Raw genomic sequence first — 26,805 nt, 5'->3', positions numbered from 1 at the left:
GGCCGCCGGAGAAAGACTTCCTAAATTTTAACACCTATTGTTACATACAGATTCCTACCGTCAGCGGGCCAAATACCCGGTCCCGGATAAAACGTGGGCCTCTTGGTGAAATAAGACTTATTGAGCAGATTGTTGACGCCGGCCCGAATGGAGAAGATCGAATTGGTTTGAACAGCCATATTCAGGTCCCAAATCCCATATTCGGGAGTATATCCTCTTGCACCATTATTGGATGGAATGCGGGTATTAAGGGCATCAGAATAGGTTCCCGAGGTATAACTGTACAGGACCGTTGCACTCAGTCCGCGATACATCAGTTCCAGTCCATTCCTGGTAATCCAGGTAGGAACCGCCTCCAGCCTGTTACCCTTAACCGAAGTATTGCCCGTACCGGTGGCCAGCTTGCCATCGGTATAAACAGCATCCATATACGAAGTGGAAGTAAATAGACCCGCTGATACATGAGCGCCCAGGGGTCTTTTATATTGAATAAAGAGCTCCACGCCATTCGTCCGGCTATCTCCTGTATTCGTTTTGAAAGTATAGGGCTGCCCATTTTCATCCTGCTCAACAATGGTACCCATCCTGTTATTGTATACTAACCGAAACAAACTGATATCATAACTGAGGTACTCCCCCCATTTACCCCGGATACCGGCCTCTGCATTATATCCGGTTGCATTTTGGAGATTCTTATCGATCTGTTCATAAGTAGATCCAGGAACGATATCTTTAAAAATAACCGGCCGGTAAGCGCGACTAATTCCTGCATAAAGTTGACTTTGTTCATTGATTTCAAATTGGCTGGTAAGCCCGAATAAATGAAAATTATGTTTTATGGTATTAGGGATTGGATACTCCGTATAATAACTGATTTTACCATCAAACTGAGTAGTTCCCGTTTCCATTCTCCAACCAGGAGTAAGTGTAAGTCGGGGTAGTATCGGAATCGCATTTTCAACAAAAACAGCCAGGTTCCGGGTTTTGAAGTGCATGTCTCTTCCAAAGCCGGGTTCTGCTAATTTCAAATCAAAATCCGTTCCTGTACTGCCCTTTCCTAATTGCCGACGATGTAAATCATTCCACATGAACACCAAACCGGAAGCCAGGGTCATATTACGTCCGGCCAGCTTATACTGATGATTGATGCGTAATTCGGAAGTCTTGCTATTGAATTTATCAATATCTACCTGGCGATTTTTATATTCACCCGTCAGTCGGTTGATGGTGTCAGGAACTGTAGCAAAAGCATCCAGCATAACACTGTTTCTGGTACCGAGTACTGCAGAATTAATCCAATGTACACTCGTACGACTAGTAACATCCCACCGGAATTTAAGGGCAGGGACATAAATATCCGGACTGAAATAATTACGTTTCCGCGTCGCCATACGGGGATCTGCGGCAAACATGCTATCAGTAAGTTGTCCGGGTATTTTATAGAGATAGTTCGATCTGCCTAATTCAGCTGTAATAGTTATATGTGCAGCAGGCCGATAATTTAATTGTACATACTGTGCTTCTGCGTCCGATCCACTTTGCTCTCTGTATCCATCAGAATGTCGTTTGTAATAATACGCGTAGTAAGAGAAGTTTTTATAGGTACCGCTCACAGCATTATAGGTACTTAACAGATTGTACGATCCTGCTGTATTGATCGATTCAAAAGAAAGCAGTTTAGCGCTATCCGGTTGCTTGGTAATAAAATTCAGCATGCCGCCGAACTGCGCACCATATTGCAATGCTCCTGTTCCCCGAACAAGTTCAATCTGTTCATAGGATTCCATCGGAGCACTATAATGGCTGGCGGGATAACCATACATGTCTGAGTTGGTAAGGACCCCATTCTGCCGGATATTAAATTCCCAGCTACGATGTGGATCAAGACCACGGGTAGCGATATTGAGCTGGTTGCCACTGCCATCCATATCATACACAAATACACCTGGAATTTTAGCAAAGAGTTGCCGACCGGCTTTAAGTGCCATATTGGTAGTAGCGCTTCCCAGATGGACCACTTCGTTTTTTCTGCCTGCATGATAAAAGCCATCTTTCAACAGGGGTAAGCGTCCGATATCTTTCCTCAACCAGGACTTGAAAATGACTTCATCCAGCATTTTAGTTTTTCGGTTAGTAGTATCTTCCTGTGCAACAACAGGAGCACTCACCACTAAGCAAGAAAGCATACACCATATTCGCATTTTCATGCGGCAAAATTACTTATTCCTGCCAGCCGGCCCTTCCCCATTTTTGGGGAGTAGTACCCATTCTTCCCCTGCTTTCAGTTTAATTTTCTGAGTTTTTTTAGAATAGGTGATAACTCCGGTATAAGGTGATCCTGCTTTTATGCGTGCGGCAACCAACTGCCCATTACTCCATTCCATATCAACGATCAGGTTACCCCTTGCTTTCAATCCTTTAACCGAGCCATTGGGCCAGGCAGCAGGTAAAGCTGGTAAGAGTTGCAGGGTATCTGTGTGCGATTGCAGCAACATCTCGGCCATACCTGCTGTGAGTCCAAAATTTCCATCAATCTGGAAAGGCGGATGATCATCAAATAAATTCGGCAGGGTCAGGTAACGCTCCATGTCTTTGAGATTGCTCCAGGCCTTATCACCATCAAAGAGTCGCGCATAAAAATTGATGATCCAGGATTTACTCCAGCCGGTATAGGATCCTGTTCCTCCTTTGGCGTATTCGAGCCGGCGTTCAATGGTTCTGCGTGCTGCAGCAAACAGTTCAGGATGCTGACGGTTAATCTGGTTGGCAGGATATAAACCGAAGAGCTGGCTCATATGCCGGTGACCGGGCTCTGATTCCTCGTAATCATGAATCCATTCCTGCACAATGCCATAGCGTTTACTCACGCGAACAGGAGGCAATTCTTTTTCAATAGCTGCCAATGCACGGGCAAATTCTTTATCGGTTTTTAAGATGGCGGAGGCAGATCGGCAGGCTTCAAAAAGCGCACGAACAATTTGTATATCCATAGTGGCTCCATAGGTGAGGCCATATACTTTACCATTAGGTAATTTGAAGGCGTTCTCAGGAGAGGTGGAAGGAGCAGTCACCCAATTACCCTCTTTGTCTTTAATTAAAAATCCCTGCATGAATTCAGCGGATTCTTTCATTACGGGCCAGGCTTTTTCCTTGAGATAGGCAGTATCTCTTGTGAATAAAAAATGTTCCCACAAATGCAGGGACAACCAGGAACCTGCAATAGGATAAGTGCCCCAGCTCACACCATCCGCAATGGCGGTTCGGCCGAATGGATTGGTGAGATGATTGACTGTCCAGCCGCGGGACCCAAATGTTTTCGATGCCGTAATCCTGCCTGGCTTGCGTAAGAGATCCACAAAATCAGACAAGGGAAGAAAGGCTTCAGAAAGATTGGCCGATTCCACCGGCCAGTAATTCATCTGGATATTGATATTGGTATGGAAATCGGAGTTCCAGGGCGCGTTCATATCCTTACACCAGATGCCCTGCAGGTTGGCAGGCAGTACACCTGGCTTGCGCGATGAGCCCATCAGTAGGTAACGACCATACTGAAATTGAAGGACAGCCAGATCAATATCTTCTGCACCTGCTTTGACTTTTTTAATTCGTTCATCCGTAGGTGTTAGTCGAGCTGCAGCTGAACCAATTTTCAAAGCAACCCGATTGAAAAAAGAAGCATGGTCTGCAACATGCGCAGTTTTAACCTGCTCAAAATTTAAGGGTACCGCACGCAAAATTTCAGTACAACGTTGTACCGGATCAATAGCCTGATCCATATCCAGCATCGATAAATTATAGTTGGTGGCTGCAGTCAGATAAACCACGAGTTCGGTAGCTCCCTTCACATATAAACTATTATTCACTGCCTGCACCGATCCGCCACTGTGCATGGCTGTTAGTTTGGCGGCAAATTTCATGTGTAAGCCATCCGAACCAGCATCTTCATCCGGCAGGTCGAGGATTTGGCCCTTCATGAGCAGCCCTTTTTCACCATCAGGTATTATCATCGCATCCTGTTCGCGGGTCAATGATACCCTTGCATGCAGAGCATTCGGTTGTTCTGTGCGAATACGCAGCACGATACAATTGGCAGGGGCAGAAGCAAACAGTTCAGAATGATACCGTACACCGGCAATAGTATAAGAACTGCTGGCAATACCGGTTTGCAGGTCGAGCTTGCGCACATAGTTCTCCAGTTTGGGCCGGGCATCTGCAGTAGGGAAATAGTCAATAAACAGATCGCCCAGTGACTGGTAGGATCTGATCCGCATAGGTTTGCTGCGCAGGGTTTTCTCTGCGAGATCCATGGCCTGTTGAATGGAATCATCCAGCAACAAGTTCCGGAGTTGTGGCAGATGAGCTGCTGCATCGGCGTTGGCTTCAACCGGGCTGCCAGCCCATAGGCTCTCTTCATTGAGTTGGATGCGCTCGCGTACCGGATTTCCAAAAACCATCGCACCCAGGCGACCATTGCCAACCGGCAAGGCTTCATTCCAGTTGGCAGCAGGTTGTTTGTACCAAAGTTCCAGTTTGCTGCTGTCCTGCGCAAAGAGGGTGCTGCTCACAAGGAGCAGGATCGATAGGCGGAAAAGGATTCGCATGGCAAGAAGTTAATCGGGGATTGAGTCAAACTAAAATAGGCAACTGCTTCGAAGAACAGTTGCCCATTTTGAACAAAATCCACCAATTATTTAGTACCGATGGGAATCCGAACCCCTGCATGTGCAAAAAGGGAGCGGGATTTACCAATATCAATGGTTTCAATATTTTTTTGAACATTGGTTAGTGACCATTCATAGGAGGCTTCTACGAAAAGGATGGAGAAATCAACCCCGAGTCCGAGGTAAGTACCCCAACTGGCTGTGTTGAAGTCATCTTTATCGAGGTCTTTGATATCAGCCAGAAAAAACGCTGACACTCCACCAAATCCTCTTAAACTAACAGGCGAGCCAGCATTACCCAGCAAATTGAAACCAACCGTCAGGGGTATGCGAATACCGCTGATATTGAAATCCTGATCTTCTAATCCGGGTGTGTTTTCGGTTACATACTCCGTGGTCTTTTTGACATAATAAATGCCAGGCTCGAAATACACTTTTTTACCGATGGCTACAGAGCCTCCAATCTGGTAACCAACGCGCCCTTTAAACTCACCCGTACCCGGATCTTTTGAAAAATCTGTTGTGTTAATACCAATTGCTGGTTTGATCACTACCTGGGCCTGGGAATAAAAGCCCATAAAGAGTACACCCATTGCTGCCAATACAATTTTTTTTCTCATACCGATTTGATTTTGATGTTTACAGGTTTACATGTTGAGCTACTACCTCAACTATTTAGCAAAGCCTTCAATTGGGTCATGATTATTTTCTTCGAGAACTCATTCGCTATTTTTTGGATAAGTTCCCCATTTGGTGCCAATACAAGGATTGTAGGCAAAAATGGTGCCTCGAGGAAAAAAGCAGCCGATTAAACATAGTCATGGATTGGAAGTCTCAATACGGTAAAATATAGTTCGAAATTATGTAATAAAAAACTCATATAAATCATTCATAATCTATAAATTGTTAAAAACTATATTATGCAACTACAAACTGGACTTTTACTGGCTGTTTTGACAGTGGCAGGATTCTCATGTAAAACACCGGCAACCAGCAATAGTTTGCCAACCGGAGACAACAGCATGACCTCTCTCGACTGGAATGGTGTGTATACTGGTGTACTGCCCTGTGCAGATTGTGAAGGCATTGAAACCACGCTTCAGTTGATGAAGGACAAGACCTATACCCTTACCAGAAATTACCTTGGTAAATCCAGTGAACCTGTTACCAGTTCAGGAACTTTCACCTGGGATGCCAGTGGGGCGAATATTCAACTATCCGGGGAAGATCCGGGAAAATACAAAGTGGGTGAAAATCAGTTGATGCATTTAGATAAGGACGGCAATCGCATTACGGGTGAATTAGCTGCCAACTATGTGTTGGCCAAAGACGTAAGCGGCATCACTGAAAAATACTGGAAGCTGGTTGAGTTAAATGGCCAGCCTGTCACCAAAACTGATGACATGCGCAAGGAACCGCATATGATTCTGCGTACCGCAGGTAGACGCGTGAATGCACATGGCGGATGCAACAGTTACATGGGAAGTTATGAGCTGCAACCGGGAAATCGGATCCGCTTCACCAAAATGGCAGGCACATTGATGGCTTGTCCGAATATGGAAGTGGAAGACCGTTTCCGCCAAGTGCTGGAAATGGCCGATAACTACAACCTGAATGGAGATACCCTCTTTCTGAATAAAGCCAAAATGGCGCCGCTGGCCAGGTTTGAAGCGGTGTACTTAAAATGATCCCGCGTTCTGAATTTTAAGCACGATATGTTTGGATGGTAATTCATCCGGCCGGAATTTGCTCAGATCCATGACCAGGTTCCGGCCTTTTCTTGTAACCGGAACAGTCTTGCCGTTACCCAGGTAACTCACTTTAGCACCAGCAGCAATGGGCAGATCGCGCAGGGTAAAGCTGGACACATAGCGTGGGAGAATTACATAGAGGTCCTTCCCTTTCCGGGTGAAAAAAGCTTCCACATAGGCTTCGTCTTTTTTAGGCTCGGTCAGTTTTGCGATGCTATACCCCGCCATATAAGATGCGCCTTTCTTTTCGGGCATTTTACCTGTGCTCCACTGGTAAGGCGTTGTATGTGCGGTGGTATTATAGATCGCTTCTCCATTTACGTTTAACCACGCTCCCATATCAAGGAGGCGCTGTTGCTGGATAACAGGGATACGACCATCGGCAGTGGGACCCACATTCAATAACAAATTACCGCCTCTTGAAACGATATCAATCAGCATGAGGATAAGTTCCTCACTGGATTTATAATCAGTTAGATTTTCATTACGATTGTAGCCATAGGAATGCCCGATACCCTGATTTTCTTCCCACACTACGCTGGCATCTTTGCCACTGCCATATTCGGATGTGGTGTAGGTTGCACCTGTGTTATGCTCCCGGGTTTCCTTACCCCAGCGATCGTTTACTACCACTTCTTTGGCAACAGGAGATTCGTTGAATAACCAGGCCAGTAATTCGGGACTCTTCCATTCCGCAGAGCTGATATCCCATTCGCCATCAGAAAAAATAACGGAAGGTTTGTAGCGGGTTACCAGGTCTTTGAATTGTGGGAACATATGTTCTTCCACGTATTTCTTTTTATCGTAGAGCCAGATCGGATTGTACCATTCGTAGAGGGAATAATAGTACCCCATTTTCATACCCTTGTTTCTAACGGCATTGGTGAGATCACCAAGCAGATCACGTTGAGGAGTACCCGAAACCGCGTTCCAGGGCCGGCCCCAGGCTTTATCAGCCTGTTCGCTGGGCCAGAGGGTATACCCTTCATGGTGTTTGGAAGTGAGTACAACATAACGGGCGCCGGCTTTTTTGAAAAGATCCGCCCATTGATCGGGGTTAAAAAGTTCGGCTTTGAACTGGGGTTCAAATTGCTGATAGGCAAAAGAAGAACCAAAGTTTTTGACATGGAAGTCGTAGAAGTTCTTTTGTTTGTTATGGATCCGATACCAGTACCATTCTGCATAGCTATCGCCGCTGTTGGGAATGATGGGTGCGTAGGCTGGAACCGCGAAGACACCCCAGTGAATGAAGATGCCAAATTTTTCCTGGTTGAACCAGGTGGGGATTCCTCTTTTGTTGAGGGATTCCCAATTGGCTTCAAATTGTTGGGCTTGCGAAAGCAGGCTGCTAAGCAAAACGCAGCAGATGAGAAGAAGGCGTGGCATGTTGAATCGTTTGAATGAAACTAGCATAAAAGGGTGGAAAGGGGATTATGGAAAAGGATGAAAACTGGGAAAAAATTAACCGTTGGGGCTTATTCGTGCAACCATTCGGCCTGGTTTGACCGTTCACTGACCGTTCTGGCTTCGTTGTTTGACCGCTTTGGCACCGTTCTTCAGCCGTTAGTGAACCGTTTGTGAACCGTTCCGGAACCGCTCGGCACTGATCTGGCAAGCTGCATTTATCTGAGGTTTCTGTCAGTTGAGAAATTCTATAACAACTATAGTTCCTTCTGTTGACCTAAAAAAATAAAGTTCGCGAACAGACAAAAAACCATGACGAACGACTTAAAAAGGGGTCTGAATGACAAATCCAATTTTACGGCTTGCAAGGGTTACAAAGAATACATATATTGGAAAAACTTGTCCTGTGATTCCCTGCAATGGGACTCATGTGGCGAAGCTTTGGAGGATATTTACAAATGAGAAAGAAAACTTCGAAAATTAAGATATTCAGAATAGTTGCATGGGTATTATTGGTATTGCAATTGTTCAGCTACGTCGGAAATCTTAATCAAAAAAATAAAGTAAATGCAGAACCAGCAGAAATGCTTGGTTACTATATTGGAATAAACTTTTTCCTGATAATCTCACTGGTATTATTTTTTATTGATTATCGACGCCAACGAAAAGCCAAAAGAGCTTTGCTGGAAGAGCAAATTAATGAAATTGGCAAACAAGCATAAATATCTACTTCTCCAAATTCGTTCTTGCTGATATTATTTCATATGATGAAGAAAAAGTAGAAATAATAAAAACCTGGGAGGAAAAAAAACGGGCCTGAGTTTCATTGCAATAAGCCAAAGCAATATTTAAAACATCAAAATGGATAATTCACCATTTAAACTTTGGTTAGAATTTGAAGAAGTAGATCCAGGAAATTGGGACATTGAAAATGAATTCGCCAATGTAATTGTGGATTTTCCCGATGGAAGGCATTATGGAATAAATGTGTGGACTTTTAAATTTCTGGAAACAGCTATTAAACATGATGAGCAAGAAAATGATGATAAGAAGTGTCTTTATATGATACCTCCAGATCTTTTTGTAAAAGAGTTAACCAGAGAGTGTATACATAAAATAATAGTCGATTTATTGAAAAGAGGGAGTTTGGAAAAAATGCTTAATCCAAGTGTGTTAGGATCTCCTAGCCACAACATGTATCATAACAAATAAATACTCCCTGTGAAAAGATTAATTATCATTATTTTTCTTTCCATATTTTTTTATCTTTTCCCATTAGCGATAATTTGGTCACAGAAGCATTTAGTTATTGGCTTGAATCTATTTATTGGATCCATTATATTTATATTGATTTTATTGCTAGCTACAGGGTTGATACTGTGGATCAAAAACTTCATAGGTAAACATATCAGCATTACACCAGATATGCTGTTTACAGGTGCCTTGATTAGCTATTTAAGCTTGTTGTTATTATTTCCTTTATCCAATATAAATTCCACCCTGGATATTCATTTACATGATACCTACTATTTGATTTCATATTCATACCCCATAATGCTAGTTGTATTAATCTTTGCAATATTTGCAGCTATTTATCATTGGTTTGAAAGAATTTTTAAAAGAAAGATGAACCGATGGTTAGGATCCGCCCATTTTTGGATAACATACCTGGGATTAAATATTCTGCAAATATCAATACAACAAATACAATTCTCCACTAATCCCCGTCGGTATATTGATTACAGTAGTCCAGATGCAATAAATTATTTAAACATACAAAACAGCTTCATTTCTACTTTTATACTTATTATCATTGGTGCGCAGCTACTATTTCTTTATAATTTTTGTTATTCCCTGACAAGCAACAAAAATAAAAATTTGACAACTTATGAATCTTTGTACTATCGTAAAATGGAGCTTTATTACAAGTTTTATTTTAGCCATTACAGGGGCATACTTAAAGATCATGCATTACGAGGCGGCTAATGCCATTTTAATAACAGGCATATTAGCTACATTAATATTTATTATAACTGCCATTATTGAAATAAGAACATCCACGCGAATTAGTACTACTTCAAAGAACCTGTGGACAATCGCTTTGATACTTTTTGGCGGTTTTACAGGATTTATCTATTTTTTTATTGGGAGGAAAAGAATAGCAGATCAATAATCTCCAATCGATCCATGAAGGATACCTCACTAATCAATAGCGAAATATCTATTCTATTAATCCCGCACACAAAATTTAATCCTGATTCCTGGCATTTGTATGATCCATTTATAAAGTTTGCCGTTGATGTTCTTGGAATAAGTATAGCAAGCTTAGTAGCATGTAAATCCTTAAATCTAATTACAGAAGCAACTGATCAATTTAGTTTATTTGGGCGATCAATTCTTAAATCAACTAACCATCTGGTAGAATTAGAAAAGTGGCCGACTCAGGAAATTACTATGGGCTGGCTGGAGGAAGTAATGATTGATCAGTTTAAATTATCACCTGTACTGAATATGAATATTTTTATTCATGACACGCTTGATCATGTGTTTAATGGGAAAAACGATTATTCAAATCCAGGCAAAGTACTTATTCTAGAAATCATTGAACATCAAAAATTGAATCTCTTCAAATATTCAAAAACAAATTCGCTATTTACCAACTATACATTGATAGATCTGAATCGAAGTACATTAAAAGAAATAAATCCGCAGATCCATAAACTTGAAGACTTCTTTTTCCCTGAAATAGAAATATCAGTGTTAAGGAAAAAAATTAAGAAGCAGCTTATAAAATTTCAAAATCTGGACTAAAAAGTACTTATAAATTCAATTACCATGCGCATACTACTTTTCCTTTTTCTCTTTTTTTTAGCACGCAATCCTGCTTATTCACAACAAATTTCCTATGATATCCCTGAAGGATACGAAAAGGTTATCAGCAAAAATGACTACAAAAAAATAGTTGATATTGTTGTTCCGACAATAGCAAAACGATTTAGTATTGATTATGTAAAAGAAGGTGCCGTCCATCTTAAAACAGGAGAAATATTTAATCTGCACAATTTGATCGGGAAATGTGTGGCAGTACAAGATAAGTCCTTATGGAAAGAGGTTATCCTGAAGCATTTTAATAATATATTTTCATCCCTTGATGAACAGAAAAATATTGATCCGAATAATTTTGAATCTGTAAAAAAGTACTTAAGCATTCGAATTTACCCCGAAAAAACAGTAAGCTCATTTGGAGGTGTTTCCAATTTAATAGCAAGGATAGATCTGGAAGGAACCTACACGCTTTTAATGCTGGATCTGCCAGGGGCTTTTACTGCAGTCGAACAAAAAATGTTTGATCTTTGGAAACTGGACACCACAACAGTTTTCAAAATAGCTCAGGATAATATCAACAAACACCCGGTTGAGAAAGTAACCAAATCTTATGAAATGGACGGATCCGAAATTGAATTGAACTTCATTGGAGAAGAAAATTATGCAGCGAGCTATGCTTTGGACTTAAGAAATAACTCCCCTGAACTTGTCGGTGAATGGGGATCTGTTGTTGCTATGCCAAATAAAGGGCTCGTAAATATCTGCACCATAAGCAAAAACAAACCGGTTGATTTTGTAAAGTTCATACAATTCACCAAATCAATCGTTGAACAATATTACCAGGAACACGACCAACGGATTTCTACCGACTACTTTTGGTATTATAAAGGAAAATTCACCAAAATAAGAATTACGACTGACGCAACTGGAAACATTAGCGTACTATCTCCTATGGGGTTAACTGAACTCATGACCGAAAAGAATTGAATATATCCCTCTTTTATTGTAACTATTTTACATTCAAAACAATCAGCATATCTTTAGTAGGCATAGGTTTCGGAAAAAGGAACATCTCAACTTCAGGTGCTTGTAAATGGTACTTCAGGAATATAAACCCGGTTTAACTATTGCTGAATTCATTCGGACTATCCGATTGGTACACTACGACTATAAATCAGATGGAGCGCTTCCTTTAAAAGCTTATCCACCCAGGCCCGAACATTGTCTGAGTTTCTATGCAAGAGATTGTGAAACGGTGGAGTACCAACATGCCGGAACAAAAACCGGAAATCTTGCCACTGTACTATTCGGACAACAAACAGAAGTCACCAACCGATTTGTAGGGAATAATTTTCTCTTGCTACAGGTTGTATTTAAACCTGGCGGGTTGTTTCGATTAACTGGTATCCCCTCCCACCAGCTGACCAATCAATACATCGATGCTCAAACGATATTTTCACAAGAAATCAAGTTTGTAAATGATAAGATCAATGATTGCAAGTGTTTTGCTGACATGATCCAGGTAGTAGAAGCTTTTCTGTTCAATGAATTTAAACGGCGTTCTTATGCTGTGCACGCTATAGATATTGCCAGTACAAATCTTTTTTCCAACGACTTTATTCCAGGAGTTGACGAATTAGCTAAATCCTCCTACCTGTCGACCCGTCAATTTGAAAGACAATTTAAACTGCGGATGGGAGTTTCACCCAAATACTTTTTAAAGGTGATGCGGTTTGAAAATGCTTTCAGAATGAAAAATAAAAATCCTCAATTAGATTGGTTTACCATTGCCATAACCTGCGGTTACTACGACTATCAACACCTGGCCAGAGATTATAAAGAGTTAACCGGATTCTCCCCCAACCAGTTTCATGAAATAGACAGCAATGCTCCGGAACGCTTATTCGGAGCCGCGGATACCTATTAAAAGTTGTCGGATTTGTACCACCATTTTCAGTCTTGATCGATATTTCTTTGCATTAAACCTCAACCATTTCTATATGCAAAGAAGAAAATTTATTACAACTGCGGCAGCAGCAATTCCTGCCGTAACATTTGGGCGTGAGTTGCATCTCCAGGAAAGCCGAACCGACCATGGCTTTGTTGTAAAAGCCAATGAAAGCAGGTTCAAGGAAACAACCTTACTTTTTGGTGGTACCAGCCCTAATGATATCAAAGTGTCCGGAAAGGACACCGATGGACAACTCACCCTATTTGAATATACTGGGAATGTTCAGGGTGGTCCACCATTACATGTGCATCCTAAACAGGATGAAATTTTCTTTATAATTGAAGGGGAGTATACGTTTAAGGTTGGTGATGAACTTCATAAACTTTCAAAGGGAGATACTATCTTTTTACCGAGAAACGTACCGCACACTTTTGCTCAAACCTCCGAAAAAGGGAAAATGTTCTTTATGTTCCAGCCATCTGGAAAAATGGAAGACTATTTCAGAAAGCTCGCTACATTCAAAGGCCAGCCAACTCCTGAAGAAGGAGCTAAATTATTTGCTGACCATGAAATGCTAGTAGTTGGACTACCCCTGGGGCTATAAAAGGTCCACAGTTCAGCAGATTGGCCAGATATGACGCATATTTGACCCTGGCAACATATAAAAACCCGATACCTTGCGTAAAACTGAATACCTTGTATTTCCGCTATGACATGAAGAAATATCTACTTTTTGTGCTTATTTCTTTTCTAACTCAAACCAATCTTTCATTTAGTTTACAAGCACAAACTGTCAAAAAAGATTTTCAGTATACTAATCAATTAACAACAAGTACCGATTCTCTTATCCATCAGGCTGCAAGAACCTATTTAAGCAATACTGCAAGACTTGGACTTTCTGTTGGCATTTACCATAACAATGAAACGATCACCTATCATTATGGTTCTACCCAACAAGAAAAGCAGGTTTTACCAACAAATAAAACCATTTATGAAATAGGATCCATATCAAAAACTTTCACCGGTACATTGCTTGCCCAGGCAGTAAAAGATAAAAAACTGAAATTAGAAGATGATGTTCGTATGTACCTTGATGGCGATTACCCCAATCTAGCATATCAGGGACAACCTATTCGGGTAGGACATCTTGTAAGTCATATTTCAGGACTGCCCAATTTTCTTCCGGATAATCCAGGTCTATTCCAAACTACTAGTTCAGATAGCCTGCCTTTTGTTCTTTCTAGGATACTCAACAATTACTCAAAACAGGATTTTTTAAACGATTTGCACAACGTAAAGCTTGATACCATTCCCGGTTACAAATTCCGATATTCCAATTCGAGTCCCCAGCTGTTGAAATACATACTGGAACGCGTGTATCAAAAATCATTTGCAGACCTATTAAAGATCTACCTCTTACAACCATTAAAAATGAAGCATACCACTTCCCGATACAAAGAGGTTAAAGTAAAGCATTTAGCAAAAGGGTATAATAGTAAAGGCAATTTTATGCCTTATATTCCTGAAAACCTGGATGCTGCCGGAGGAATATTTTCCACTATTCCTGATATGCTACAGTATTTAAAGTTTCATTTGGACGAAACAAATGAAGTAGTAGCACTCTCTCATCAAGTTACCACAGGGGATATTAACCAGTATGCGATTGGACTGAACTGGCAGGAAACAATAACCTCCAAAAAACAGAAGAAAATTTGGCAAAGTGGAGGAACATTTGGGTTTTCCAGTTATGCTGTGATTTATCCAGAACTTGCTATTGCAATTGTACTCCTAACGAATCAGGCCGACAATACAGCTCAGACAGAACTGGGGCATATAGCTGATAAGATTGTCAACAACATGATTAAGCTATAATTTAATCCCCACTCCTATATACAAATTCAGTGAGGCAAACACCTGCTGGTGATCTATTGTTCGTACTGTTTGTGCCACTGTTGTACCATCAGTATAAAAGCGGGTAGTGCTGACCTTATTAAATTTTACGGCGGAAGATCCAAAATAAGCCAGGCTGCTGAAGATATCGTATTTCGCATTCAAGTGATGCCTGGCATTCAGTCCGACTGAATAGGCCAATCCCACTCCATGTTTACCTTTTCGGGTAAGTGAAGCGCGTCTGTTTCCATCCTGCGCAGTACCCAGGAAATCGGGCAGTTTGGCGTAGATCAATCCAAGTCCCAGTTCAGGCAGGAACACCGATCGCTTACCAGCAGGAATGATCCGGTAGAACCCTCCCATTGCAGTAGCGGTCATCCAGTTTTTCTTCTTAAATGACCAATTCTCAATATCCACTTCAGCCGGGGGTAGTGGTCCGGGGCCAGGTCCAGGCCCCACTACCAGGCCGCCTACGGGAAACGGATTGTTATTGTGATAGTCGCTCAACTTATCTGCATTCAATTGATTCCGCTGCCCCTTCAGCATCGCAAACCATCCCCAGTTGGCCGAAAAATCATTGGTATAGCGCAAGTGAAAGGATTGCCCGGATGAAGCATATCCGGCGCTTTCAATTGGCTGCTCTTTTTCCGCCCACTTGCCTAATGGAAAAGCAGGCGCAACAGATAAGGTCAATCGTTTGTTAGTTTCCTGAGAAAAAAGCAGGGTTGAATTACCTAACAAAATAAAAAACAGCATTTTTTTCATTGGAGCGACTTTCCTTTAAAAATACTGGACTTTCCTGATGCGTTAAAAAATCAGGTTCGTTATTTTTATTACATGTATGAGCAAGTAAAGAGGTCCTATTGCATTTTACTATTATTCTTACTGTCCATTTCTTGTAGTATAAATTCAAACTGGTCAGCGTTTTCAGCTAATGGACTTCCGGACAAAGATGAGGTCTACAATGATATGCTATTTCAGAATGATGAGGTTGGATATATTGGTGGCAGAAGATTTGACTGGTTAGAAGTTGTGAATAACGAGAAAATCAATTTCAAGGAAATAGCGGTACTATATAAAACCGAAAATCAAGGTAAGAACTGGAAACAAATTCCTTTACCATATTCAGGTTCTGTTGATAAAATTACTGTTTTCGGAGACACATTGATCCTGGAAATTAACACGTATAATGATACCACAATGTTAGTCCAGAGCAATAACCAGGGAAAGGACTGGATCAATTTGCTAATACTTACTAAGTATGGCCGAATCCGGGATACCCAGTTTAACAATAGTAAGGACGGTAGATTGCTGACAACTGATAGTACCCATGGATATTTAATACAGTATCACAATACTAAATTTGATACTATTCAAACCTTCATTGGGAATGACGTATTTGCTATCCTACAGAATCAGGTTATTTCTTTCCGGAGGGATACGGCAACGGCAGCATACAGTGGCTATATACTAACAGACGTAAAAACCGGATATAGAAAAGAAATTCCGTTTGACATAAGCTATTATATTTCTTTTTCCTATTACAGTAAGCATGCTGATCATTTGTATTTTGCAGCAAACCACAATCAAATTGGAACCATCCTGAAAGTAACGAATGCCGGATATGAAGTAATTGATCTTGGTCAATACGCTCAATGTATCCCTGATAAAGTATTCGCTTTCGGCAATACAATAATGGCAATCTGTGCCAGTCAAGATAATATTGGACCAATTGGAGTAATTCATACTTTCCTTATCTCTTCTGATGGTGGAAAAACATGGATGAAAGAAGACCTTCCAAGCCCGATGTGCGTGACAACTCCTGCAATTTTCAAAGATCAGTTTTTTATAGCAGGTAGCTGCCCTAATAACTATTTTCAGATCCGGAAGTAGAAATATTCATAAAGCAGTTGGCCATAATGTTATTCGTTCAGTTGTACCTTTAATCTATGCATCCGAATCAACAGGCTGATGACTGGTATGACCAGTCGATGGAAACTGGTATTTCCTTGCTGGAAACCGGTAACTATGCTGTCGACCCTCACCTGTTATCTCAGTATGATAACCGATATGGCATCAGCTTACTCATCAGGCCGGCACCGGCTATTAATTTAAATATACAGGACTTTCTAGATGCTTTAAAAAAGATCGACCCTAACCAATACTATTATCCCAGCTCGGATATTCATGTAACAGTGCTAACGATAATATCCTGCCTTCCCGGATTTCAATTGAACCAGATCCAGGCAGATGACTACATAAATCTTGTTGCAAACAGCTTGTACGATTGTTCACCCTTTCAGCTCGAATTCAAAGGTGTTACCCTTTCTTCCGGAGCTGTTTTGGTCCGCGGCCATCCAGTTGACGATCAATTAAACCATATCCGGGAAAATATACGTACCGCTTTCAAAGCTTCCCGTTTATTACATTCCATTGATGAGCGATATACTATTATCACTGCTCATTCCAGTGTAGTGCGATATCAATATCCTATTGAAAATATTCCTGCATGGATATATAAAATCCGTGAATTTCAAAATTATGATTTTGGAATGCAGACAGTAGATACGCTGGAGCTCGTTTTCAATGATTGGTTCATGCGAAAAGATAAAGTAAGAATACTCAAAGAGATTCAACTTCATGAAGAAGGAAAAACTGAGCCCTTCACCCGATAACGAATAATATGGGTTGCTTAAAGTATATACTTGTTTTTGGCTGCGTGATCATTTCTACTATAAGCAATTGCCAGGTAATTTATAAAGCTGTTAGTCCGGGTGGAGATACGGTCACCTACCTAATTGGCACCTACAGCGTTCTTATGAAGGATCAGTTTCGATTTACGCCATTGTTGGATTCCCTGCTTAATGAGGTAGCAATCGTATTTACGGAAAGCGTTTATGAAGACAAGGGACTGCGTCCACTGGTGCATGCGAAAGAAAGAAACCGGATGATGTCTTATCCCAACCAACAGCGACTGGAAGATGTTATGGGCCGGGGAGAAGCAGGAAAAGTATATGCCTATTATCACTCCAGATTTGGAATTAAGAAAAGGGTATTCAAACAACTCAGCTATTATATACCGATTGTGATGGATCAGCAGATCCGGTATGGGAATGAGCAGTATATCAAACCCGACAGGTATTTGTTGCGCGAGGCAGAGAAGAAAGGAAAACGCATTTACAACCTGGATCAGCCTGCTTTAACCCAGGGAGCATTTGAAGCATTGGCAAGATTGTATCCGCCGGCCTGGCTGCTGCAACTGACGCGAAATGATAGTGCTTATGTGCAGGAGTTAAAAGAGCGGCGGGATTGTTATCTAAAGCAGGATACAGCTTGCCTGAAAGCGGGCTTGCGGGAAAAGATAAAAGCCCATCCGGCAGAATGGTTTCAGTTACTGAATCGGAGAGCACACTATTGGAAAGGTGAAATAGACCGAACCGCTGCGACTAAGAATTTGATACTGGCAGGAATTGATCTGCTCCTGGAAGAGCAGGATGGGTTGCTCGAGTACTATAGAAGGAAGGGGTATAGTGTTAAGTTTATGCCTTTGTATTTGCAAGATTGTAAAGGATGTATTAATTTAGATAGATAACCTTATTCACACTATGAGAAAATGTACACTGCTGCTCCTAAGCATGGGGCTTATCTTTGCCGCACAGGCGCAATCTTCCTTCTCCCGCAATTTTACCTATTTTGAAGCCGGTGGTAATGGACTGTTTGGATCCTTTAATTACGAACGCCAGTTTTCCAAAAAACCAGGATTTGGGATGCGCGCAGGATTGGGATTCTATCATGAGTATGATCCAGCTCTTACCATACCCATCGCAATCAATTATCTTATTCCGCTAAAGAATGAGTACCAGTTCCTGGAAGGTGCATTGGGACTTACGCCTGTCCTCACTTATGAAAGACCGCAAAAAAACCAGGTGGATATAGAAATAGATCATGTATTCATGCCCACTTTCGGATTTCGCAAACACACCCGAAACAATTATATGTGGAGGATCAATTTGGGTGCTTTTATTGCCACTTATGATGGTTATACGTTGCCCTATATCGGGTTCTCTTATGGAAAGCGGTTTTAACACCCCTTATTTGACGGAACTACACCTGCTGCTTTTTGAAAATCAGCGTTAGCTTAGCGGAAACCACTTCAACATGAAAACAGTTGAATCCATTGACGCGTATATCGCCGGTTTTCCGCAGAAGATACAGGAGCTCTTAAAACAAATGAGGAAAACGATTCAGCAGGCTGCTCCGGAGGCTACAGAAGCCATCAAATATGGCATACCCACTTTTGTGCTCCATGGCAACCTGGTGCATTTTGCCGCCAATAAAAATCATATCGGATTTTATCCGGCCCCCAGTGGAATCACTCATTTTGAAAAGGAACTGGAAGGCTATCCAACTTCCAAGGGAGCTATTCAGTTTCCCTATGATAAAAAAATGCCGCTGGACCTGGTGAAGAAGATCACTGCTTTCAGAGCGAAAGAAAATAAAGCTATGAAATCCATCAAAAAATAAGACTCATTTTACCTGTAAACTATCGGGCTTCTTAAGCGGAAAAAGAGTCGACCGGATTTCATGAATATCGGTAATCATCGAATCCAGTTTGATCAGGGTTTTCTTTGACTCTCCCGTCATTTTTGGCCAGAACGTAAAAGCCAGATTCAATAACAACAAGATCGTTGAAACAGCAAGCGCGGATACAGTGAAATAAATCTGCCGCTGAAAGCGCTGCTCATCTCTTGCAATAAACCCTCTACTGCAAAAACGTCTGAATTCATCGGTTGGGATAATGTCCTTTCGGCTGTACTTACATAACAAGGTAAGCGTCCGGTCGTCAATGACGGGTACCTCCTCTATATTGCCTGGTTCTAAATCCTTTCTGCCAAATTCATATACTTCCTGGGTTCTGCCCGACACCCTAAATAACAAAACATAACCATCTTTTTCCAATAATTCCAATACAGAAATCATTACAATTAATTCTGCTATCGCTTCAAACCGGAGTCGCTCTGATTCTTCTTTTGAACCAATAGGCAAAAGCAGTGATACTTTTCTGTTAGCCGTATCTACTCTTACCGCCGCATTTTTCAACCGCTGATCCACCAGCTCACCAAAATAAAAATGCGGCGTTTTGTAACCAGCTAACTGGTTACAAAACGCACGCTCTCCTGAATTCAGTAATCGCATATCGCTATTATTATTAGTCAGGTTTGATCCCAATCACAGGCAGACTCTTCTCCCGGATCAGCTTGTTGAATTCGGCTATGGGTCCCGACTTCAATTGCTCCAACCGGTTCAATTCCACCTGCGCCTGCTGCTTCAGATCCGCATACACATCTTTCGCCTGTTTACTAGGCGCCATATTTCCACTGTTCGCTGCATCAAATACACCGGATAATTTATCATTGATCCGGATCGGGAAATTCAACACATCCTGGAAACTTTTCGCCTTAGTCTGATACAGCGCTTCCTCCACTTTGGTCAACTGTTTGTTGATGGTATCCGCCTGCTGCTTCACTTCCGCCGGAATGCCTTTACCCTGTCTGCCTGTAAAATCATTGATCTGGTTTCTCAGGCTACGAATATCCAAAATGGCCTGCTGTACCTCATTAAATGTACCCTGCACCTGCTTGAGGAAATCAAACTGCGCTTCATAATCTGCCGTTGACACTTTGTAATTGGGATCGGCTTTCACTATAAAGGGAACTTCTGTTGAATCGTTGCCAATTTTTACTCTTGCAAAATAATTACCGGGAGGCGCCAGGATACTACCCGGCACACCATTCCAAAGAATCATTCCGTCAACTTTTTTCCCTTCCGGATACAGGAGATTCCAAACCAGTTGGTTCATACCCGGATTCAATTCCAGTTTGTCTTCTTTTGATTGGGTAGAGAAGGTTTTTACCACCGCCTTTTGTTTATCCAGGATGGTTACACTCGCTTTTGTTGAATCCGTAACGTTGGCTGCATAAAAATTGATCACGGCTCCGGTTGGGGGATTCATTCCTGCATTCACAGGTGTTGCTCCACGGAATCCTCCTGCTGCACGAATTCTCCAGGTTTCCCGAACCGGGAATACATGCAATGCCTTATTCACCACTGCAGGATCATAGGCCTGCACCTTGGTTAAATCATCCAGTACCCAGAATGCTCTTCCTTGTGTAGCCACAATCAGGTCATTGTCTTTGATGGTCAAATCAGTAATCGGCACTTCCGGCAAATTCAACTGAAATTTTCTCCAGTTGGCGCCATCATCATAACTGATATACATGCCGTATTCTGTTCCTGCATAAAGTAAGCCATCGCGTTTGTGATCCGCACGTACCACCCTGGTAAAATGCAGCGGATCAATACCACGCGTGATGCGCGTCCAGCTAACCCCATAATCAGTTGTCTTATACACATAAGGTTCAAAATCATCCAGCTTGTACCGGGTGCCGGTGATATAGGCTACTCCTTTCTTGGTGGGATGTGTTTCGATTGCATTCCACATGATCCATTTAGGGGCACCAGCCGGACTAACATTGGTCCAGTTTTTACCTCCATCCTTACTTACATGTACGAGTCCGTCATCCGACCCTGTCCACAACAGATCTTTTTCCAGCGCACTTTCTGCTGCCGTAAAAATGGTACAATAATATTCAACACTGGTATTGTCTTTTGTGATAGGGCCACCACTTGGGCCCTGTTTAGATTTATCATTGGTAGTCAGATCCGGAGAGATCTGCTCCCAGCTCGCACCTTCATTCTCGGTTACAAACAAAGCATTACCCGCGCAATACAAACGTTTGGGGTTATGCGGAGAAAAGAAGATCGGGAAGTTCCACTGGAAACGATATTTCAATACATCGGCACCCGCGCCCATGGGGTTATCCGGCCAAACAGTGATGGCCCTGTTCTCTCCTGTTTTGTGATCTAGCCGTGATAGATAACCGCCGTAATTTCCTCCGTATACAATATCCGGATTCAAAGGATCGGCAACTACATATCCACTTTCTGCTCCGGCTGTTTCTTCCCAGTCACGGTCAGATATAACCGAACCATAACTTCTGTGCCGAATGCGAAACGTAGAGTTATCCTGCTGCGCTCCCAAAATTCGATAAGGGAAACTATTGTCTGTACTCACCCGATAGATCTGTGCAGTAGGCTGGTTCATATAGGTACTCCAGCTATTGCCTCCATCATAACTTACCTGTCCGCCTCCGTCATCTGCTACAATCATACGATTCGGATCTTTTGGATCAATCCATAAATCGTGGTGATCACTGTGTGGCGTGCGGATCCCCTGAAAGGTTTTACCTCCATCCCTGCTGCGCATGAAACCAACATTCGGTGCATAGATCACATTTTCATTTTTGGGATCGATGAACACTTTGGTATAATACCAGGCACGCTGGCGGATATTGTTATCACTGCTGGTCAGGCTCCAGGTTTTACCCGCATCTGTACTGGTATACAAACCGCCATTTTCATTTTCAATCAGGGCAACTACTTTATCCGGATTGGAAGGCGCGATGGCTACCCCAACAATTCCCCATACGCCTTTGGGGAGGCCCTTGGAGGCCGTGATATTGGTCCAGGTTTCTCCGCCATCGGTAGATTTCCACAAACCACTTCCTTCACCTCCACTTTCCAAACTATACGGTGTGCGTATGATTCTCCAGGTGCCGGCATACATAATAGATGGATTGGTTGGATCCATCACCAGGTCACTTACCCCGGTTTGATTGTTGACAAAGAGGGTGCGCTTCCAGGTTTTACCTCCATCGGTTGATTTGAATACACCCCTTTCTTCATTCGGCCCAAAGAGATGACCTATCACTCCCGCCCAAACGATATCCGGATTGCGGGGATGCACCAGGATACGAATGATGTGCCGCCCATCTTTCAATCCTCTGTTCTGCCAGGTCCGGCCTCCATCATCGGAGCGCCAGATACCACCCAGACCTTCTGCCACATTGCCTCTGAGTGTGTTCTCGCCTTCACCAACATACATGATCTGCTCATCACTGGGTGCCAGGGCAATCGCACCAATGTTGGCGATATTGTATTTGTCGGAGATATTAGTCCAGTTGCTGCCTCCATCGGTGGTTTTCCAGAGTCCGCCACCGGTTGCCCCCATGAAGAAGGTTTGCCGGTTGGTAAAGGAGCCCGCCACCGCGGCAGATCTTCCGCCCCGCCAGGGACCGATTAGCCGGTATTGGGTGTTGGCAAATAAAAGCGAATCGTAGTTGGGAGCCTTGGTTGCAGCCACTGTTTTTTTACGCTGCGACTGAGCCAGAAGACCCGGCAGCAAACAGGCTACTAACAGTAATTTTCTCATGTGTAGGTATTTAAATCAGGTATTCAAAGTACTAAAAAAAATGGCTGGTCAGCATCTGCCGACCAGCCAAGGTTACCTGATACAAAAAAACTATTTAACAGACGTAGTTTTTAGCGCCGGGGTTGTAACGCCTTCTTTTGCCATGGCCTGCCGAACTTTATCGGCATACTGCTTGCTGATGGCAGCATGTTTGGCTTTGGCAGCAGAGAGTTCTCCCTGGAGAGATTGCAATCGCTCCAATTGAAGATTACTTGGCCTCGCCTCATTACCGGCAATGGTTGTGTACAATTCAGTCAACCGCTCTCTCAACTGTTCTTCATCTGCAAAAATACTGGTTTGTTTAGTGGCCAGTAAGCCTGCCCTGAATTCTTCCAGTGATTGATTGTAGGTCTTCAACAGTTTTTTTACTTTTTCACTTTTGATTTTTTCTCCACTTTCCTTGAGTAATTTCTGCTCACCGTTTACTTCTTCAATCAGTCCGTTCAGGTCTTTCTGCATGTTGTACAATTCCATGGATACTTTGTGTTGTGCAAGGCGATCCTCCATGCTATACGTTGTGTTATCAACATCATGCACCAATACAATCGGCTGCTTGTATTCTTCTTTCCCTACGGTTAATTTCAACGTGTAGGTACCTGGTAATACCTGTGGCGCCACCATACCTCCCCGATCCATTTTAGTACCGCCGGCTGCAGACTTATTAGGTGTCATGCGCTGGTTCCAGTACACTTTGTTTACACCTTTGCGTTTGGAGCCCGGCATACTCTGGATCAGTTCTCCCTTATCATTAAAGATTTCCACTTTCACATCACCTGACATGATCCGGTCTTTCAGGTAATACTGAATGGGCGGAATGCCTGCCGGATTTCCAGCCGACCAGCCACCAGTTGGAGGAAAGCCTCCATTACCAAACTGGCCATCCCGGATGGGCTGAGGTGCCAGGGCAAAAATATGCACGGGTTTGTTGGAAGTTTCACCAGCGAGTTCACGCATCGGGCGAATATCATCAACCACAATCACACCCCGGCCATGGGTACCAAGAATGAGATCATGTGTTTTCGGATGAATCACAATATCTCTCACCAATGCATATTCGGGAATTCTGTTCTTCATTCTGAACCACTCACGTCCACCTGTAACCGAAGCAAACATTCCCATTTCAGTTCCGGCAAAAAGCAGGTCCTTGTTTACCAGATCTTCTTTGATCTTATGCGCAAAGCCGGTGAATTCCTCACTTTTGAAAAGAGTCCAGGTTTTACCCATGTCGGAGGATTTTCCGAGATAGGTTTTATGATCTCCATACATGTGATTATCAAAGCTGGCATAGATTACCTGTTTATCAAAACGCGATGGCTCTACACTGCTTACCCAGGTTTGGGCTGGGAGGCCGGCTGCAGCAACATTGGCAGCAACATTTGTCCATGTTTTACCACCATCGGTTGTGTATTGCAGGTTACCATCATCAGTACCTACCCAGATGATATTTTCATCCAGCGGAGATTCTGCAATCGCAAAGATGGTGGTATGATTTTCTGCAGAGGTATTATCAGCACTTAAGCCACCACTGTTATCCTGCTCCTGTTTTTTCTTATCATTGGTAGTAAGGTCTGGTGAAATACGCACCCAGTTTCTTCCCTGGTCGGTGCTTTTGAATAGATACTGTGCACCTGTGTACAGGTTCTTTGGATTTTTTTGTCCCGTGTGAATCGGTGTATTCCAGTTCCAGCGCAGTTTGCCATCAGCAGCTGCAGCCTGTGGTTTGATGGAAACAGATTTCAGGGTACGCAAATCTACCCGCGCCATATTTCCACCCTGGTATTCTGCATACGCAATATTGGGGTCTGTAGGATCCGGCACTGTCCAGAAACCATCCCCTCCATAAATCGCGGTCCAGTCGCCATTGTTAACTCCATTGGGTTTAGCAGATGGCGCATACCAGGAACCGTTATCCTGCAGGCCGCCATAAATATTATACGGCTCGCGGTTGTCAACTGCAACATGGTAAAACTGTCCGACTGGGAGGTTGGATACAAAGATCCAGGTAACACCTCTATCCAGGCTAATATATACACCACCATCGGTACCGAGGTATAATTGGTTGGTATTATTCGGATTGATCCAGAGGGCGTGGTGATCTGAATGTACCCAACCCCCTTCTCCTGATGCTTCGGCAAAAGAATAACCGCCATCATCGGAATAGCTGAAAGAGAAAGCCGGACGATAAACACGCTTAGGATCTTTGGGATCAATTACGAGTGTGCTGAAATAGAATGGTCTGGATACCACATTGAGGGTAGCACTTTGTTCTTTCCAGCTTTCGCCACCATCTTTTGAGATATACATTTTGGTATCCTTTGCTTCCACAATGGCGATCAGGTTCTCCGGAGCGCTGGGTGCAAGGGCTAAGGCAGTTCTTCCAAAAGGTTTAGCAGGTAATCCATTAGTGAGTTCTTTCCAGGTTTTACCACCATCCATTGATTTGAAAATGCCGGATCCTTTTCCTCCTGAATTAAACAGGTAAGGAAGGCGACGAAATTCCCAGGTAGTGGCATACACAATATTGGGATTATTGGGATCCAGGCTCACATCGGCACAACCTGCCTTATCTGAAATATAGAGGGATTTCGTCCAGGTTTTACCACCGTCTGTTGATTTATACAAACCCCGGTGTTCACTATCACTCCAAAGCGGACCAGGAGCAGCTACATAAACAATGTTGGAGTTGGAGGGGTCAATCACGATTTTGGAAATATGCTCAGTGGAATCCAGCCCGATCTTCGTCCAGTTATCGCCGGCATCGGTTGATTTATATAAACCATTACCGATCGAAACTGAGTTCCGCATATTGCTTTCACCAGTACCTGCATACACGACTGTTGGCTTGGACTGGTCAATGGCAAGGGCACCAATACTCTGGCAATAGCGATCAAAAATGGGTTTAAAAGAAGCGCCTGCATTGGTGGATTTCCAGATGCCGCCACCGGCAGTTCCTATGTATAGTGTTTTGCCATCTTTGTTCACGCCTTCAATAGCAGTAATACGGCCACTCATGGTACCTGGGCCAAGCCAGCGGGCTTCCAGCATGCCGAAGGTGGCGGAGTTAACATTAGACTGAGAGAAGGATACTAACGATATAGAACAAACGCAAATAGATAGAAGCAGTTGTTTCATCTTGTGTGTTTTGGTCAGGAAAAAAAAAGCCCGGATGAACCGGGCTTCAGGAGTCGGTCAATTATTTGGCAGGTTGGAAGGTTGTTGCTGGCACTTCCTTGTTGATTTGAATTTTGCTTATCACCATGTCAGCGTTCATGCCTGGTCCGAGTGGCACACTGATGGTCATTGGCATGGAGATACCTTCCGGTAATTTCTGGTAGTTGCTGTAACCGGTAGTCATTTCCATTTCCTGTCCGTTTACTTCCTGCTTGGCAGTAGACTTGAGCAACAGGAAAGAAGAAGGATCGATAAAGTAAGTAGTTACTTTTCCGCCTTTCAGGGTCAGTTTCAGTTTGTGACATTCTGTTCCTTCTACATCTTCTTTACCGAGGTATTCCAGGCTATGGCCTTTTTCCTTGTAATCCACCAGGGCACCCTGGGTATCCAGTTCATCAGCACCTTTTTTCACCATTTCTTCTGTCATGGGCTCTACATTGGTTTGTCCCTGTACCGGCATATACATCCATCCGGCAGTGGGCGTCATGATGATGTAGTTGGCCTGTCCCATGATGTTCAGGTCCTGGCGGCTACCGGTATTGTGTACGGAAGTGGTAGTAACGGCGATATCAATACCCTGGAAGCTCATGGTTCCGTCCATAATCACGGACTTTATTTTTTTCCAGTTATCCTTTCCGCCAATAGCGTCAATATGCTTGTTGGCGATCTCATCTGCTGTTTGAGAAAATCCAGTCATCGTTCCCAAAAGAGCAGCTCCTAAAAATGCAAGTTTCAATGCTTTCATGTGTTTCTGTTTAATGTATAGTGGTATTTGAGTGT

The 26,805-nt window shown here is 42.8% G+C and carries 24 protein-coding genes; 15 read left to right on the top strand and 9 right to left on the bottom strand.

The genetic code is table 11. The annotated features are described in order from the left end of the window. Positions 1 to 20 precede the first annotated feature (20 nt). The 3 genes from MD536_RS17610 to MD536_RS17600 form a co-directional block, all read right to left on the bottom strand. Positions 21 to 2,186, bottom strand: coding sequence for a TonB-dependent receptor family protein (locus tag MD536_RS17610; protein WP_239602540.1), 2,166 nt, complete (start codon positions 2,184 to 2,186; stop codon positions 21 to 23). Positions 2,187 to 2,216: 30 nt separating this feature from the next. Beyond that, complete coding sequence (locus MD536_RS17605) at positions 2,217 to 4,601, bottom strand: glycoside hydrolase family 95 protein (protein ID WP_239602538.1); 2,385 nt, start codon at positions 4,599 to 4,601, stop codon at positions 2,217 to 2,219. Between the two features lie 86 nt (positions 4,602 to 4,687). Next, the gene (locus tag MD536_RS17600) at positions 4,688 to 5,281 is read right to left on the bottom strand and encodes an outer membrane beta-barrel protein (RefSeq protein WP_239602537.1); all 594 of its coding nucleotides are present in this window, start codon (positions 5,279 to 5,281) and stop codon (positions 4,688 to 4,690) included. Positions 5,282 to 5,581: 300 nt separating this feature from the next. Here MD536_RS17600 and MD536_RS17595 point away from each other — a divergent pair, with 300 nt between their 5' ends. Further along, a complete protein-coding gene (locus MD536_RS17595) occupies positions 5,582 to 6,349 on the top strand; it encodes a copper resistance protein NlpE N-terminal domain-containing protein (protein WP_239602535.1) in 768 nt (255 codons plus the stop codon). Here the strand turns inward: MD536_RS17595 and MD536_RS17590 are convergent. After that, on the bottom strand, positions 6,341 to 7,798 hold the full coding sequence (locus MD536_RS17590) for an alpha-L-fucosidase (RefSeq protein ID WP_239602534.1): 1,458 nt from the start codon (positions 7,796 to 7,798) through the stop codon (positions 6,341 to 6,343). The genes MD536_RS17595 and MD536_RS17590 overlap by 9 nt on opposite strands. A gap of 446 nt (positions 7,799 to 8,244) precedes the next feature. On the opposite strand from MD536_RS17590, the gene MD536_RS17585 reads away from it, so the two are divergent. From MD536_RS17585 to MD536_RS17555, 9 genes are all read left to right on the top strand, one after another. Next, positions 8,245 to 8,538 carry a hypothetical protein gene (locus tag MD536_RS17585; RefSeq protein WP_239602532.1) on the top strand — a complete coding sequence of 98 codons (294 nt, stop codon included), beginning with the start codon at positions 8,245 to 8,247 and terminating at the stop codon, positions 8,536 to 8,538. Between the two features lie 139 nt (positions 8,539 to 8,677). After that, positions 8,678 to 9,028, top strand: coding sequence for a hypothetical protein (locus MD536_RS17580; RefSeq protein ID WP_239602525.1), 351 nt, complete (start codon positions 8,678 to 8,680; stop codon positions 9,026 to 9,028). A gap of 9 nt (positions 9,029 to 9,037) precedes the next feature. Beyond that, entirely contained in the window at positions 9,038 to 9,802 is a 765-nt protein-coding gene (locus MD536_RS22195) for a cbb3-type cytochrome c oxidase subunit I (RefSeq protein WP_369075812.1), read from the top strand. Further along, positions 9,705 to 9,989, top strand: coding sequence for a GldL-related protein (locus MD536_RS22190; RefSeq protein ID WP_369075811.1), 285 nt, complete (start codon positions 9,705 to 9,707; stop codon positions 9,987 to 9,989). The genes MD536_RS22195 and MD536_RS22190 overlap by 98 nt, the downstream gene beginning before the upstream one ends. Before the next feature lie 14 nt (positions 9,990 to 10,003). Then, on the top strand, positions 10,004 to 10,627 hold the full coding sequence (locus MD536_RS17575) for a PEX28-32 family peroxisomal membrane protein (protein WP_239602523.1): 624 nt from the start codon (positions 10,004 to 10,006) through the stop codon (positions 10,625 to 10,627). A 24-nt stretch (positions 10,628 to 10,651) separates the two neighbouring features. After that, positions 10,652 to 11,629 carry a hypothetical protein gene (locus tag MD536_RS17570; RefSeq protein WP_239602521.1) on the top strand — a complete coding sequence of 326 codons (978 nt, stop codon included), beginning with the start codon at positions 10,652 to 10,654 and terminating at the stop codon, positions 11,627 to 11,629. Between the two features lie 106 nt (positions 11,630 to 11,735). Beyond that, entirely contained in the window at positions 11,736 to 12,569 is an 834-nt protein-coding gene (locus MD536_RS17565; RefSeq protein ID WP_239602519.1) for a helix-turn-helix domain-containing protein, read from the top strand. A 73-nt stretch (positions 12,570 to 12,642) separates the two neighbouring features. Continuing rightward, entirely contained in the window at positions 12,643 to 13,197 is a 555-nt protein-coding gene (locus tag MD536_RS17560; RefSeq protein WP_239602517.1) for a cupin domain-containing protein, read from the top strand. A gap of 110 nt (positions 13,198 to 13,307) precedes the next feature. Continuing rightward, positions 13,308 to 14,465, top strand: coding sequence for a serine hydrolase domain-containing protein (locus tag MD536_RS17555; RefSeq protein WP_239602515.1), 1,158 nt, complete (start codon positions 13,308 to 13,310; stop codon positions 14,463 to 14,465). Here the strand turns inward: MD536_RS17555 and MD536_RS17550 are convergent. Beyond that, positions 14,460 to 15,248 carry a hypothetical protein gene (locus MD536_RS17550; protein ID WP_239602514.1) on the bottom strand — a complete coding sequence of 263 codons (789 nt, stop codon included), beginning with the start codon at positions 15,246 to 15,248 and terminating at the stop codon, positions 14,460 to 14,462. The genes MD536_RS17555 and MD536_RS17550 overlap by 6 nt on opposite strands. Before the next feature lie 72 nt (positions 15,249 to 15,320). On the opposite strand from MD536_RS17550, the gene MD536_RS17545 reads away from it, so the two are divergent. The 5 genes from MD536_RS17545 (at position 15,321) to MD536_RS17525 (ending at position 19,007) form a co-directional block, all read left to right on the top strand. After that, a complete protein-coding gene (locus MD536_RS17545; protein WP_239602512.1) occupies positions 15,321 to 16,376 on the top strand; it encodes a hypothetical protein in 1,056 nt (351 codons plus the stop codon). Between the two features lie 56 nt (positions 16,377 to 16,432). Beyond that, positions 16,433 to 17,158: a 2'-5' RNA ligase family protein gene (locus MD536_RS17540; RefSeq protein ID WP_239602510.1), complete on the top strand. Its 726-nt coding sequence runs from the start codon at positions 16,433 to 16,435 to the stop codon at positions 17,156 to 17,158. Between the two features lie 8 nt (positions 17,159 to 17,166). Further along, positions 17,167 to 18,075 (top strand): TraB/GumN family protein, encoded by a 909-nt coding sequence (locus MD536_RS17535; protein ID WP_239602509.1) that lies wholly within the window; start codon positions 17,167 to 17,169, stop codon positions 18,073 to 18,075. A gap of 13 nt (positions 18,076 to 18,088) precedes the next feature. After that, positions 18,089 to 18,568 carry a hypothetical protein gene (locus MD536_RS17530; protein ID WP_239602507.1) on the top strand — a complete coding sequence of 160 codons (480 nt, stop codon included), beginning with the start codon at positions 18,089 to 18,091 and terminating at the stop codon, positions 18,566 to 18,568. A gap of 73 nt (positions 18,569 to 18,641) precedes the next feature. Then, complete coding sequence (locus MD536_RS17525) at positions 18,642 to 19,007, top strand: iron chaperone (protein ID WP_239602505.1); 366 nt, start codon at positions 18,642 to 18,644, stop codon at positions 19,005 to 19,007. A gap of 3 nt (positions 19,008 to 19,010) precedes the next feature. Here the strand turns inward: MD536_RS17525 and MD536_RS17520 are convergent, their stop codons facing one another. The 4 genes from MD536_RS17520 to MD536_RS17505 all read right to left on the bottom strand — a co-directional run bounded on the left by MD536_RS17520 (position 19,011) and on the right by MD536_RS17505 (position 26,770). Continuing rightward, the gene (locus tag MD536_RS17520; protein WP_239602503.1) at positions 19,011 to 19,679 is read right to left on the bottom strand and encodes a hypothetical protein; all 669 of its coding nucleotides are present in this window, start codon (positions 19,677 to 19,679) and stop codon (positions 19,011 to 19,013) included. 13 nt (positions 19,680 to 19,692) lie between these two features. Next, entirely contained in the window at positions 19,693 to 22,815 is a 3,123-nt protein-coding gene (locus tag MD536_RS17515; RefSeq protein ID WP_239602501.1) for a WD40/YVTN/BNR-like repeat-containing protein, read from the bottom strand. Between the two features lie 90 nt (positions 22,816 to 22,905). Continuing rightward, positions 22,906 to 25,986, bottom strand: coding sequence for a WD40/YVTN/BNR-like repeat-containing protein (locus MD536_RS17510; RefSeq protein WP_239602499.1), 3,081 nt, complete (start codon positions 25,984 to 25,986; stop codon positions 22,906 to 22,908). Positions 25,987 to 26,047: 61 nt separating this feature from the next. Further along, on the bottom strand, positions 26,048 to 26,770 hold the full coding sequence (locus MD536_RS17505; RefSeq protein WP_239602498.1) for a LolA-like protein: 723 nt from the start codon (positions 26,768 to 26,770) through the stop codon (positions 26,048 to 26,050). Positions 26,771 to 26,805: the final 35 nt, after the last annotated feature.

The sequence above is a fragment of the Flavihumibacter cheonanensis genome (genome assembly GCF_022352215.1).
Lineage (GTDB): Bacteria > Bacteroidota > Bacteroidia > Chitinophagales > Chitinophagaceae > Flavihumibacter > Flavihumibacter cheonanensis.
Note: the sequence above shows the minus strand (reverse complement) of the source record. Positions and strands in the feature narration are given on the sequence as shown.